Origin of the sequence: Vibrio sp. 2304, from assembly GCF_033339475.1 — a bacterium.
Taxonomy (GTDB): domain Bacteria; phylum Pseudomonadota; class Gammaproteobacteria; order Enterobacterales; family Vibrionaceae; genus Vibrio; species Vibrio alginolyticus.
In genome coordinates, this window is sequence record NZ_JAWOUQ010000003.1 from 423,571 (window position 1) to 437,061 (window position 13,491).

The 13,491-nt window shown below is 46.8% G+C and carries 11 protein-coding genes; 1 reads left to right on the forward strand and 10 read right to left on the reverse strand.

Annotated elements, in window-relative coordinates; genetic code table 11:
• Entirely contained in the window at positions 1 to 1,800 is a 1,800-nt protein-coding gene (locus R7P64_RS09120) for a cation:proton antiporter (RefSeq protein ID WP_104976290.1), read from the reverse strand.
• 440 nt (positions 1,801 to 2,240) lie between these two features.
• On the opposite strand from R7P64_RS09120, the gene R7P64_RS09125 reads away from it, so the two are divergent.
• Complete coding sequence (locus R7P64_RS09125) at positions 2,241 to 4,904, forward strand: DUF2339 domain-containing protein (RefSeq protein ID WP_411912784.1); 2,664 nt, start codon at positions 2,241 to 2,243, stop codon at positions 4,902 to 4,904.
• 88 nt (positions 4,905 to 4,992) lie between these two features.
• On the opposite strand, the gene R7P64_RS09130 is transcribed toward R7P64_RS09125, so the two are convergent.
• Genes R7P64_RS09130 through flgE form a run of 9 tightly spaced genes read right to left on the reverse strand, consistent with a single transcriptional unit; the run spans position 4,993 to position 13,474 of the window.
• Positions 4,993 to 6,033 carry a flagellin gene (locus R7P64_RS09130; RefSeq protein ID WP_042523339.1) on the reverse strand — a complete coding sequence of 347 codons (1,041 nt, stop codon included), beginning with the start codon at positions 6,031 to 6,033 and terminating at the stop codon, positions 4,993 to 4,995.
• A gap of 18 nt (positions 6,034 to 6,051) precedes the next feature.
• Entirely contained in the window at positions 6,052 to 6,951 is a 900-nt protein-coding gene (gene flgL, locus R7P64_RS09135) for a flagellar hook-associated protein FlgL (protein WP_005373998.1), read from the reverse strand.
• Between the two features lie 13 nt (positions 6,952 to 6,964).
• Positions 6,965 to 8,338, reverse strand: a complete 1,374-nt coding sequence (gene flgK, locus R7P64_RS09140) for a flagellar hook-associated protein FlgK (protein WP_005374000.1) — start codon at positions 8,336 to 8,338, stop codon at positions 6,965 to 6,967.
• Positions 8,339 to 8,887 (reverse strand): rod-binding protein, encoded by a 549-nt coding sequence (locus tag R7P64_RS09145; protein ID WP_005374002.1) that lies wholly within the window; start codon positions 8,885 to 8,887, stop codon positions 8,339 to 8,341.
• A gap of 10 nt (positions 8,888 to 8,897) precedes the next feature.
• Entirely contained in the window at positions 8,898 to 10,034 is a 1,137-nt protein-coding gene (locus tag R7P64_RS09150; protein ID WP_086026720.1) for a flagellar basal body P-ring protein FlgI, read from the reverse strand.
• Positions 10,019 to 10,690 (reverse strand): flagellar basal body L-ring protein FlgH, encoded by a 672-nt coding sequence (gene flgH / locus R7P64_RS09155; RefSeq protein WP_017635111.1) that lies wholly within the window; start codon positions 10,688 to 10,690, stop codon positions 10,019 to 10,021. Before flgH ends, R7P64_RS09150 begins: the two co-directional genes overlap by 16 nt.
• A gap of 32 nt (positions 10,691 to 10,722) precedes the next feature.
• A complete protein-coding gene (gene flgG / locus R7P64_RS09160; protein ID WP_005374008.1) occupies positions 10,723 to 11,508 on the reverse strand; it encodes a flagellar basal-body rod protein FlgG in 786 nt (261 codons plus the stop codon).
• Between the two features lie 25 nt (positions 11,509 to 11,533).
• On the reverse strand, positions 11,534 to 12,265 hold the full coding sequence (gene flgF / locus R7P64_RS09165) for a flagellar basal-body rod protein FlgF (protein WP_005374009.1): 732 nt from the start codon (positions 12,263 to 12,265) through the stop codon (positions 11,534 to 11,536).
• A gap of 12 nt (positions 12,266 to 12,277) precedes the next feature.
• A complete protein-coding gene (flgE, locus tag R7P64_RS09170) occupies positions 12,278 to 13,474 on the reverse strand; it encodes a flagellar hook protein FlgE (protein ID WP_005374010.1) in 1,197 nt (398 codons plus the stop codon).
• Between the last annotated feature and the right edge of the window lie 17 nt (positions 13,475 to 13,491).

The window sequence follows — 13,491 nt, forward strand, 5'->3', positions numbered from 1 at the left end:
TTACTTTACGCTGTCCGACAGAATTAGCGACACAACAGTGCTTGTCGTCGTTGGTTCAAACTGTTCGGGATCATCACAGAATTGAATTTTTCCTTTTTCTTCTACATGGAACAGCGGTACAACTGAACTACCTTTGTGATGCGCTAAATAATCTTGATACGTGAAGTTATCGCTCAATTTCGTGTGTTTAACCTCTGCACCACGACTTAACATACTGGCTAGCTGGGTATAGCTTACATTGCCGCCCATCAGCAATTTACCATGGTACTCCTGAGCCACGGAGTGCTTCTCGCTGTCATTGCTGTTGGTTTTCACTTTTTGTAAGCAGTGAACTTTATCTTCCCCAAACTCGTCGACGAATTGCATGCAAGCCATAATGTTGAAATGCTGATCGGGCGTTAATGCAACCACTTGACCTATTCCTATCAAGTTCAAGTTGTCGTCCGCGTGACTAGAAATAGGGTTGCCGTAATAGTAATCCAGTCCCAACATACGAACCTGACTGATGTACTCCCAGTTTGAGTCAGTCATTAATACGCGACGGTCATAACGCGACAACGCCTGCCCTATTTCTCTTGCTACTCGGTTAGCACCAATCAACAAGAAGCCGCGTGGTGCTGGCTCTGCGACGCCCAATGTCAGCGCTACAGGACGTGCCGTCGCACTTTGTAACACGACCGTTCCTATAATCACCATGAAGGTCATAGGGACCAGTAAAATCGCTTCATCAATGCCGTATTCAGTCAATTTGATCGCGAAAAGAGACGAAATCGAAGCTGCAACAATACCGCGCGGTGCAACCCAAGACAAAAACAGCTTATCTTTAAGACGCAAGTTGCTGCGGAAGGTTGAAAGAAAAATCGATAACGGACGCGACACTAACTGCATAAATACAAACAACAATAACGCACCGCTACCTAGCGCAGCAAAATCATCCAGACTGATTCGAGCCGCAAGGAAGATGAATAATCCGGTGATCAGTAAAATGGTTAAATGCTCTTTAAAGTGCAGAATTTGCTGAATATTGATGTCTTTAGCGTTTGCGAGCCACATACCCATTACGGTGACGGTTAGTAACCCAGCTTCAGACTCAATGTGGTTAGAGACCGAAAATACACCTAGAACCACCATCAAAACCGCAAATGGCTGCAAATATTCCGGTAGCCAAGAACGACGCATGATCGTCGCAACTGCATAGCCTGAGGCCGCACCTAGCATGACACCGACAGCAATGATCGTCCCAAACACTTCGACGCTATTTATCGCACTGTGAGATACGATAAACTCGTAAACCATCACAACAAAAAGCGCACCGAGCGGGTCAATCAAAATCCCTTCCCAGCGCAAAATGTTAGCAAGCGTACTGTTAGGTCTTACGGTTCGTAGAAGTGGCACGATGACCGTCGGCCCTGTTACTACGGTTAAGCTGCCGAACAACATGGCAAGCTCCCAAGTAAAGCCGAGGAAATAGTGTGTTGCGATACTGGTCGCTGCCCACGAAATGATCGCCCCGATGGAAACAATGCTCCATACCGAACCACTCACGCCACGAATTTCTTTAAAATTTAAGGTCAAACTGCCTTCAAATAAAATCACTGCCACCGCCAAAGAGACCAACGGAAAGAGCAAATTACCTAATATCTCATCAGGATTTAACCACTGCATAAATGGCCCGACGATCAGCCCTGCCAACAACAAAAATAAAATCGCTGGCAAACGCAATCGCCAAGCTAACCATTGGCAACCTAAACCAATAACCCCAACCGCTGACAGCACCAGCGCTTCATTACCCACTTGCATCAATAATTACCTGTTTTTGTCTTTTTTCGCGTGAATGCGCTATACCCGAATACATTCAGCCTTACGGTCAAATAGAAACAACCGAACGTGCAAATCAAACGACTGACCTTCGATGACATCGCTACGAAACGCACATGTTTGAAGTCATTTGGCGATCGCATCAGAACTATGAATATAGTTGACCCCCAATGACTTAACGACTCATTTTTGTTCATCAGGTTTTAAAGTGGCACACAAGTGTGCGACTTTGTCGAATTCATCATTACGCATTGAGTTTCATTATGTAGAATGATTTCTAAAGAAAGCGCGGAACCTAGCACTATATGAGGCTAAGGCATAGAGCATGAACTAAGCTTTAGCGTAAGTGCTCAAAGTTAAGAATCGTGTGTCACGCGACGTACGCAAGGAGAAATGGATTGTACGTAATACTAGCACTGTTCATGGCGTGTCTCGCCATCCTCATCGGAGTGAAAGCCGCCAACCGAGCTGCACTTTTAGAAAAAGAACTAGCCAAACTTCGTGAGGAAGTCACATCACTACGAGCCAGTGTCCATGGGGGCTCAAACCAACAAGCGCACCAACAATTCAGCATCGAAAAAGACACACCATCTGTAGCGACGTCACCTCACATAGAATCACCACAGAAAGATGTCTCATCCTCTGGGGAACATGATCCAGCTACCAACCTAGACTTGGACCAGAGCGCTGCGAATCAAGGGTACGCCCAGACAAGAGAAGTGCAACTGGATGTTTTTAGTCAAGAAAATGAGTCATTCCTTCAGAGTAAAGTTCAGAGCCTGCTTAGCAACATTCAAGAAAATTGGTTGGTTTGGGTAGGCGCATTGGCCATGCTGATCGGTGGAGGTTATCTCGTACAGGTAATTGGTAGTCACATCCAGTTTTCGCCATTTATGCGAGTGTCCTTTGCCTTTGTGCTCTCATTACTTATGGTGCTTGTTGGCGAGTGGTTTCACCGTAAAGAACAACAGAATCCGCAACGGGCAGCACGAGCCCAAGGTTTTACGTATGTTCCTGCTGCTGTTACCGGTACGGGATTAACGGGCATTTACTGCACCGTCATTTTTGCCTTTGTGGTTTATCAAATGCTAACGCCGAGTATCTCGTTGATCATCTTGGCTTCAGCGGCATTTTTCAGTTTAGCATTATCATTGCGACAAGGGCCGTTAATGGCCGTGCTTGGCTTAATTGGTGGCTACACAGCACCACTGTGGATTGGGGGTAATGAACCCAACTACTTCTTGTTAGCCGGATACATCTGCGCAATTTCGTTCGCGGCGACCTTATTGATGCAAAAAGTGCGTAGGGCATGGATTACGCCAAGTATCGCGATTCCACATGTCATTTGGATGTTGCTGTTGATTGAGAGTGTACCAACAGAACGGTTGTTCTCGTGGCTCGTGATTTATCTCTCCATCACTTTGTATCTCATTTTCGCGGTTCCGAGAATGGGTTGGATGCTCAATCCTCGCTTTCGTCACTATCAAAGCAAGTGGACAAACTCGCCGACCGCTACCGCTCTCGCAACTGCTTTATTGACCTTTTCTGCCGTCACCAGAATGCCGGAGCTGAACACTCTACAAATGGCGTACTGTTATACGCTGCTTGTTGCGAGCATCTGGCTACCAGCACTTCGTACAGGCTGGTCATTACGTGTATTTTTGCCATCCATACTCGTCTCAGCAACCGCGCTGATAGTTCTTACCATCGCTTTTGATGCGCTGTATATGGTAGAGCGAGAAGCTAGCATCCTATTCGCATTGGCGGTGAGTATTGCGCTGATCTGCTATCGAACATATTGCCAATCACTTAGTGACCGTTCGCAACTCAGTGGGCTGCTTCTGCTGGTACTGGCTCCCGCGATGAGCTTAATTACGTTGTTTTATATTGACGAATTTATGCAAGGCTACCTGTGGTATTGGACTGCATTCTGCGCATTGATGGCCACTTACTACGTTGTGCTTGGTCAGCGTGCACGTTCGTTGGCATTAGAATGCTCTGCCGTTATGCATGCTGTAATCGTAGGTATCGCTTTTGTTTGGTTGAGTGATACTTGGTTAACAACAGCAATCTCAATACAAGTTGCGATAATGGCCTTACAGGCTCAATTCGGGTTATTTCGACCTGCGAGTTGGGCGATTAAAGTGGCAATGGGAATACTGGTTATCCGACTCACGCTGCTACCTTTCATCCCCGAATGGCAACCGGTAGAAGCTGGGCATTGGGCTTGGGTTCTGGTGAGTTATCTGCCTTCTCTCTTCATCTTGTCTTATGCTCGTTCAACACTAAAACAAGTGGACCGAGAACTGACCAACTGGTTTGAAGGGGCGTTTTTACATGTATTCTTAATGGCATTGTTCACCCAAACTAACTACTGGTTAACGGGGCAATATGGTTACTTGGGGCACATCGACTTCACAAGTGCGGCAGTCTTTGCCAATCAAGCATTAGTTATGGGTTTGGTATACAGCTACCGCAGCCAATTTGCGCAACGCTTAAGTCGTATCTACGAAATCTATAGTTACTTGCTTTGGTGCGCGTTCGCTATATTGATTATTTTGCTTAATACGGCAGAATCGCCGTTGGTGACTGATAACGTCTCGGCACAAGCACTTCCCATCTTTAACATGCTGAGTATCGGCTGGCTGTTACCAGCTTGCATCCTGCTTATCGCAACATTTAAACGCTGGAATACGTTGCAAGTTCATCGATTTGCGATTGCTAGTCTAGGCTTTTTACTTGCAGCCATTTGGTTGGGGATGTCTATCCGTCAATTCTGGCAAACCACATCGATGATGCTGTATCAGCCAACCAGCATGGCAGAGTTGTTTAGTTATTCAGTGGCTGGCTTGCTCGTAGGCGGATTACTGACTTGGCGCGGCGTGACCCAACAGGGGCTGATGATGCAGCGTGTCGGTCTAGTAGTCCTTGCCTGTGTCGCACTGAAAGTATTCTTATGGGATGTGAGCTCTCTGGATGGGTTCTGGCGAGCAATAAGCTTCTTAGGCTTAGGTGCGTCTTTGATAGCACTTGGATGGCTATTCCAGAAATTGAATCGTTCGGTGGCAAAAGCACTCGAGCCCTAGACGAGTCAAAGAGAGATTCCCGACAGTGCGCTGTTTTCGTTATTGGGGGACGATAACAGTGTAAAGCCGGGAATCATTGGAGTGTTCGTTACTTCAGTAAAGCGACCACAGTATGACGACGCACGTTTGCTTGCGCATTCAATGCCTGAAAAGTCGAAGTAAACTCGCCAGACTTTTGCATGAATCCATCCAGTTTTGCATTCACCTCATTGACTGAAAGCTGTGCGGTTTTGGTTTGGATAGAACGCATTTGAGTATTCAGTTCACCATGAAAAGCTTTCGCCTCCTGCAAGCTCGTTTGAACTTGTTTCAGATGCTGATTTACTTTGGCAATCGTCTGCTTGATGCCGTCGCGTGAGCCTAAATCAAACCCGAGCTCCGCAATACCATCTGGCTCAGACTTTAAGTTCAAAACGTTAGGCTGCCCCGCAGGGAATCGGTGCCCTTCCCCCGTTACCATCACCTTTTGCTGCATTTGTTGATAAGCGTTGTCTCTGGCTTCAAATAAAATGCTGCCATCATCGGCTAATGAGGCTCGCATTCCTAACGCAATCAAGCTGCGATCCAGCATTTTGACCGTTCGCTCACCGTCTGATTGTCCATCAAACTGAATCATCACCGCTTGACCTTGAGGAAAATCCAAACGGATTTGCTCGGCCTTGTCGCTTAAGCGATGAACATTCAAACCTGGAATAGAAAAGCGACGAATGTCCGCTTTATCCAGTTTTAAGTGCAGTTCGTTATTTAGGACTTTCTGGCCATCGAAACGTGCTTGCTCAACGACTTTTTGGATGGTGGCTTTAGAGCGAACCAATGTATCCTGCAAACTAGGAACATTTTGTACGCCTTGATTCACAGCTTGCGTCAAACCACGTTTAATTTGCGTGAGCTCTTTGCCAATCACCTGCAGCGATTTGGACGCGATCTGAACCGCCGTGGCTTGCTGCTGACCCTGCGTAAGCTGAATACCAGATACAGAGTAGGCTGACGCAGTGTCAGCCTGAATTTGCGCCGGGCGCGGTTTAATTGCCGTACTTGAGTCTGCAGAACGGGTCGGCATGATAGAGGCTTGTTCTTGTCCACCTAAGCGTATGCTATGGGGTCTAACCTCTACTGTACTCATTACCATAAAAAGAACTTCCTAACCTTATAAACGGTCAAACAGCGACAAACCATCGATCTTCACATAGCTTGCTTGCGTTGCTTGCAAAGCGGCCATGTAATTACTCAATCGTACCGACGCTTCACCATAGTCCAGAGCAGAGAGGTCTCCAGATACTTTGTCAACGAACAGCTTGTTTTCACTGTGCGCGCCACCAACAAGATCTAAGTTGTTGTGTCGACCACCAATCTCAGTCATGGTCCCTAGTACGTTTGAAAAAGTATCGTCGATAGCGCTGATACTCGCCTCAACTTCAGCTCTGAAGTTGGCGGTAGGGCTCTCAAACTCTTTGATCAGCGCATCAATTTGGTTAAGCACGTTATGGCCTCCCCCAAGGTCCAATATTTCTTTTGCAGTCATATTGGAATCCATCGTGACACCTTTAGCAATTGTTACTACGCGCTTGTCACTATTACCTTCAATTACGTAGCTGCCGCTCGCTTTACTTACAGCCGCAGTATCCGTTTTAGTACCAGAGAAAAGGTAGTGCCCTTCTTCATCCTGCGCGTTAAAAGACGACTCAATAGAGTCACGGTAACTCTTAAGCTCTGTAATCATACCGCCACGACTTTCGTCAGTAAGAGAGCCGTTCGCACCCCAAAGCGCGATGTCTCGCATGCTTTTTAAGCTTTCTTTGATCGAATCTAAATGGGTTTCTTGACTCGATAGCGTCGTTTTTACGTTTTCAATGTTGTTTTTGTACTGAGCAATCGCACTGGTTTCTCGGTCTAAGTTAAGCAACTTGATCGAAGCCATTGGATCGTCAGACAGCTTGGTCAAGCGCTTGCCAGTAGACATCTGTTGCAGAGCTTCGCCTAATCCCGCGCTATTGCTCTGCAAGCTGTGCAACATCATTTGACTAAATTGATTGTCACTAATTCGCATCTAAACTTTCCTCTTAGAATAACTGCAGAATAGAATCGAGCAGTTGATTTGCTGTGCTGATCACTTTCATGTTGGCATTGTGCGCATTAGCAAACATCATTAGGTTAGCCGCTTCTTCATCGCTGTTTACGGAACTAACATTATCGCGAGCTGCGTGCGCTTGCTTGTTCATGGCTAACTTCGCTTGATAATCAGCATTAGCTTGGCGTGCTTTAATTGCGGTTTGACCCACCATTGAACTAAAGGCATCGTTCAAGCTTACTGAGCCGTAACCTGATACCGCCACTGGCTTGTTGCTTAACTCGATCAATGATTGCAACGCATCTGCGTTACCAGGTGTTCCATCACTTGAGAACGCAAGCTCATCTGGAGTTAGCTTGGTAATATCCAAACTGGCTGCAGGGTTTGCTGGGTCATAGCTGAACAAAGGTTTACCTGGGTTGCCATTTAAGTCTTTGCCAGTCGCAAGCACGGCGTTGTATTCATCCGCGAGAGCTTTCGCCATGTCATTCAGAGCCAGTTGGTTTGGTTTCAACACTTCAGTTTGATAGTCATTAATCGCACCTAATTTGCCACCAAGCGAGTCACCAATCGCAAAGCTTTGATTCGAGAACGTGACGTGTAAGTCCGCCAAGTAAGGATCACTCGGGTCAGGAATGGCTTCCAGTTTGCCATGGTCCGTACCCATCACAAGCGGTTGACCAGAGGTTAGTGTGACCTGAACACTGCCGTCATGCTGCTGTGTTGTTTTGATTTCAATGGTTTGAGATAACTCACCGATTAACCTATCTCGTTCATCCATTAACTGTGATGGGTTACCACCTGTACCTTGCATCTCTACCAGTTGCTTGTTCACCTTCGCGATATTTTCCATAAGGCTATTCGCGTGGTTAAGCGCTGCATTACGTTGGTCGCTCATGTCTTTATGTTGATTGTATAAAGATTCGGTAAGCGTATTAAAACGGCGGGCCAAAGCTTCAGATTCGTTAATGATCTGCTGGCGGTAGGGTATGGATTCTGGCTTAACGGTCGCATCGTTAAGCGCGGCGTTTAGTGAGTCCAAGCCAGCCGATATACTGAAACCATCGGCACCAAGCGTATTCTCCAGCTGACTCATGTTACTGGTGTATCCAGATGCGTATGCCGCCATACTGTTAGTCGACCACGTTTGCTTAATCAGAAATTGATCAGTAACGCGGCGAATGCTAGTGACTTCTACCCCTAAACCTGGACTTAAGCGATTGGCTTTACCATCATCGACAGACGCCATCAACGCTTGTTGACGACTGTAACCCACGGTATTCACGTTTGCCACGTTTTGCGCGGTTACGTCTAGGGCCACACGGTTCGCGCCTAAACCTGAAAGGGCAATATTAACTAGGTTCATTTACAGCTCCATTTTTCTGATCAACGGCTGAGAAAACGCGGTAGTCATACCGGCCTCACCGAATACCTGTTTAACAGAGGCGACGGCTTGAGAAGCGGTATTAAATAGGCTTGAATTCTTCTCCACCTCTTTAGAATCTACTTGTGAGATAGATTCAGAATTCGAAGCTTTACCATCGTTAGCGGATGAGATGTTGCGCGCAGCATCGAAAGCAACCTCACGCATAGACGGGCTCAGCTGCTGGATGAGCATATTGGCAATGCCTGAGCTCTGTTTCTTTGCTAGTTCCATCGCCAGCTGTCCGTCATACATATCACGGAATACCCCTTGTTGCTGACTGGCAAACGGGCTGTCTTTATCAGCAAGAGCGTCACTACTGCTACGCATTTGGCGTAACACCATTTGTAGGAACATTGCCTCAAATTGACCTGCGACGACTTCAAGTGCGCCTTCTTGATCACGACTATGCTTGATGTTAGCCAATGCACTATTGTCGTGATAAAGCATCGAATTTAACTGAGTTTGTTCATTGGTACTGTCTAGCTTCATCCTTAACTCCTTATATCACGACCAATTCAGCGTTCAATGCACCCGCTTCACTCAAAGCTTGCAGGATAGACATCAAGTCTGTAGGCGTGGCACCTAAACTATTTACCGCATTAACTATGGTGTTAAGTTCCGTGCCTGGAGGCCAAATCACCATCTGAGCGAGATCTTCATTCACATCAAGATCCGTTTGGTTAACGACTTTCGTATCGCCATTTGCAAACGCATTAGGCTGACTAACTTGTTGTGATTCAGAAATTCGCACGGTTAAGTTACCGTGACTTACTGCTGCTTCACTCACTTTGACACTCTTACCGATCACCACGGTGCCAGTGCGAGAGTTAAAGACAATACGAGCAGGTTTACGGCCTTCAACGACGCTCATTTCTTCAAGCATCGACATCATGACGACACGCTGCTGTGTATCTTTTGGTGCACGCATATCAATGCGCGCTTTATTGATCGCAACTGCAACGTTAGGTCCAAAAGTGTTGTTAATTTCACGCGCAATATTTTTTGCTGTAGTGAAGCTAGGCTTGCGCAGGTTTAGGGTGATTTCATCACGTTGGTTGAAATCGGTTTTGATTTCTCTCTCTAAAGTCGCACCATTCGGAACGCGACCCGCCGTTGGTGTGTTCACTTCTACTTTGGAGCCACTTCGCCCCTCTGCAGATAAGCCCCCCACAACCACGTTGCCTTGCGCAATCGCGTACACTTCGCCATCAATACCACGTAAAGGCGTTAGCAATAAAGTACCACCACGAAGGCTCTTTGCATCACCGATTGAAGACACAACCACATCCAACGTTTGTCCTGGGCCTGCCATTGGGTCAACGGACGCTGTCACACTCACAGAAGCCACATTTCGTAGCTTAGGGTTCATACTGTCATCAATTTGAACCCCAAACTGACGTAGCATGTTGGTAATAGATTGAGAGGTAAATTTCACTTGGTTTCGGTCACCTTGGCCAGCTAAGCCAACTACCAAACCATAACCAACCAGTTGGTTTTCTCGAATGCCGCGAACATCGACCAAGTCCATGATCGGAATTTCCGCTTCAGCACGTGAAGTGCCTGGTAGTCCCAAGGTCAACACCAATAGGAGAGACATAAAGAAAGATTGCATTGTCTTCATTAGAAAGGTACCCATGGGCTGTTGAAGAACTGAGTTAGCCACCCGGCTGCGTTGCTGTCAGCTAGCGCTCCGCGACCTGCGTAGGTAATTCTTGCATCAGCAATTCGTTGAGAAGAAACTTGGTTACTGCGGTTAATATCATCCACACGGACGATACCGGTTAGACGAATAAACTCGTCGCCTTGATTCAGACGAAGCCATTTTTCACCGCTGATACGCAATACGCCATTAGGTAATACTTCGTGTACCGTTACCGTAATGGCACCTTGAAGCTTGTTGCCTTGTGAACTTGATGCACTGCCATCGAAGTTACGTTTGCCATCCACGCTAACCCCTAACTCATCGATAGTTTTCGTGCCTATGGTCGGCGCCACAAAGTTAATTGCTGAACTTTTACCGAACTTAGTACCCGCATTTTTACTCGATGAGGTTTCTTCTGATAATTGAACCGTTAATACATCGCCAACTCGGTAAGCACGACGATCCTGGAACAGAGTCATCGTGTATTGGTGACGATAAAGGCTACCAGATTGGGTTTCCGGCAGCGTGTAATCGAGCGTTGGTGGTGCATATTCCTCAGCATTCGGCTCAGGCGGAATAAATTCCTGACGGCCAGCACATCCCACCAGCAACACGGCGGCTACTGCCCAACTCTTAGAAAGCCATTTCATTGCTTTTTCCTTCATCATCACCAATTTCATACTTACATTGATTGCGAAACAAACTTCAGCATGTCATCTGCAGCAGAGACCACTTTCGCATTCATCTCATACGCACGTTGAGTGGTGATCATGTCGACCATCTCTTCTACTACTTGTACGTTTGACCCTTCCAGTGCACCTTGCTTGATAATGCCGGCACCATCAGCTCCTGCAATCAGCTCATCAGCTGGACCGCTGGCTTCCGTTTCACGGAATAAGTTGCCACCCATGGCCTCTAAGCCTGCTGGATTGATGAATTTTGCAAGTGTAATTTGACCAAGCTGCTGAGGTGTTGGATCGTCTGCTGTTGTTGTAGTCACGGTGCCATCAACACCCACAGAGAAAGAGACCGCATTGTCTGGGATCTGGATTTGAGGCTCTAAAGGCAGGCCCTGACTGTTCACCATTAAGCCTTCTGAGTTTCGATGGAACTGACCATTACGTGTATACATGATCTGTCCGTCCGAGTTTTCTATTTGGAAGAAACCCTGACCCATTACAGCAAGATCCAACTCTTGCGTTGTGTTTTGGGTATTACCTTGCGTGAACACTTTTTGTGTGCCAACAACGCGAACACCGCTACCTAGCTGAATACCACTTGGTAGTTCGTTAACTTGGTCTACTTGTGCGCCTGGTTGACGCTGAATGCTGTAGAAAAGATCTTCAAATACGACTCGGTCACGCTTAAAGCCAACCGTGTTTACGTTTGCTAGGTTGTTAGAAATGGCAGTCATCTTCGTGTCTTGCGCTGCCATGCCTGTTTTACTTACCCATAATGCTGAATGCATTTTTTACTCCTTTGCGGGGCGAGACTTAGCTCGCCGCCATTAATTTGTTACCAGCTTTTGCTAAAGTTTCCGCCGTTTTCATCATGCGAACTTGCATTTCAAAGTTGCGCGTCAGCGACATCACACTAACCAATTCATCAATAGCAGATACGTTACTGCCCTCAATGTGCTCAGGAGAGAGTTGCACGGTTTCATCTGCCGCGAATGGCACGCCATCTACGCTGTGCAGCAAGCTATCGCTCTCTTTTTGCAGTTGATTAATTTCCGGTTTAACCAACTTCAAAGTGCCTGCCACAATTTCTGCGCCGCCACCTGGTGGGATCACTGAGACTTGACCACGCTCGCTGATTTCAATCTTTTGATAATCCGGCACAACCAAAGGACCATTGTCACCGAGGACAGGGAACCCATTGATTGTTAGAGCGCCAAAAGTATCGACCTGAATATTGCCTGCACGGGTGTAAGCTTCGTTACCCGCTGGGGTTTCTACAGAGAGATACCCCTCACCCATAACCGCAACGTCCAACGGACGTCCTGTTTTCACAATATCGCCAGCGTCGAAACGTGTTGAGGCAGAGTTGGTCACAACCATAGTGCGACCATCAAAACCTGGGCCTTGCATCTCTACACTACGCACACGCTCCATATCCGCTCGAAAACCCGCAGTATCAGCATTTGATAAGTTGTTTGAACGAACGTGCTGCGCTTTAAGAACTCGGCTGGCACCCGACGTTGCCGTAAATAACAAACTATCCATGCAAAACTCCCATTACACCGCGTTAAACAAAGCTTGAGTAAGCTTGTCGCTGGTAGAAATTGTCTTTGCGTTTGCTTGGTAGTTGCGTTGTGCAGTCATTAGAGCAACAAGCTCGCTGGTTAAGTCAACGTTAGAACCTTCTAATGCACCCGGAGTTAGGTCACCCATCGTACCTGAACCCGGAACACCCATAATTGGAGCACCTGAGCTAAAGCTTTGAGTCCATGATGTTCCACTCACTTTCGCTAAGCCTTGTGTGTTTGCAAAATCAGCAAGAACAACCTGACCTTGTAGCTGTGATTGGCCGTTAGTGTAAGTCGCGTAAACCATGCCGTTACCTTCAACGCGTACACCTGCAAGTTCACCTGATGTGTAACCGTTAGGACTATTAGTACTTACGCCAAAAGCTGCACCAAATTGCGTGCTGCCTTTCAGGTTAATGTCTACACTCATCGCGTTCGCGCCTGCAGCAGGGAATGAAACATTAAACGGCGCAGTTGGTGCTGAAAGCGAGCCGTCTTTACCAAACGTTACAGGCACAGTTGCTACTGGCGTCGTACCGCCATCTACTTGAACGTTCACTTCCCACGAGTTAGAAGCAGTCTTAGTAAAGTACTGAGTTACCGTGTGCGAGTTACCCAGTGAGTCGTAGACTTTTGTTGTGTAAGACGAGTTAAATGAGCTTGGATCTTTTGGATTGAATGGCGTTACGGCTTTATCAATAACAGACGCGCTTGCGTCGAAGTTCGCAACAAAATCTAAGCTGTCTGTTGCTTTAGCATTCAGTGAGGAAGTCGATACCTGAATATTACCCACAGAACCTGTCATTAGGTTGTTGTTGCTATCGACACTGTAACCTTGAAGCTTTGCACCGCTGTTAGCCGTAACAAAGTTGTTCTTATCCGTTGAGAACACACCTGAACGTGTGTACAACATTTGACCCATATTATCTTTAGTAACAAAAAAGCCACCGCCATTAATAGCTAGGTCCATCGCACGGCCAGTTCCTGTGATACTGCCGTCTTTGTCGAAGTTCTGTGAAATTGACGCGACTTCCACACCACCAGGTTGCATGCCGTTATATACAGCGGAGAATTCTGTGCGGCCACCTTTAAAACCATACGTTGATGCGTTGGCAATGTTGTGACTGATTGTGTTTAGCTCTGTGTTGGTCGCGTCCAGACCACTTAGTGCGATGTTAAAACTCATAAATAGACCTCTGATTT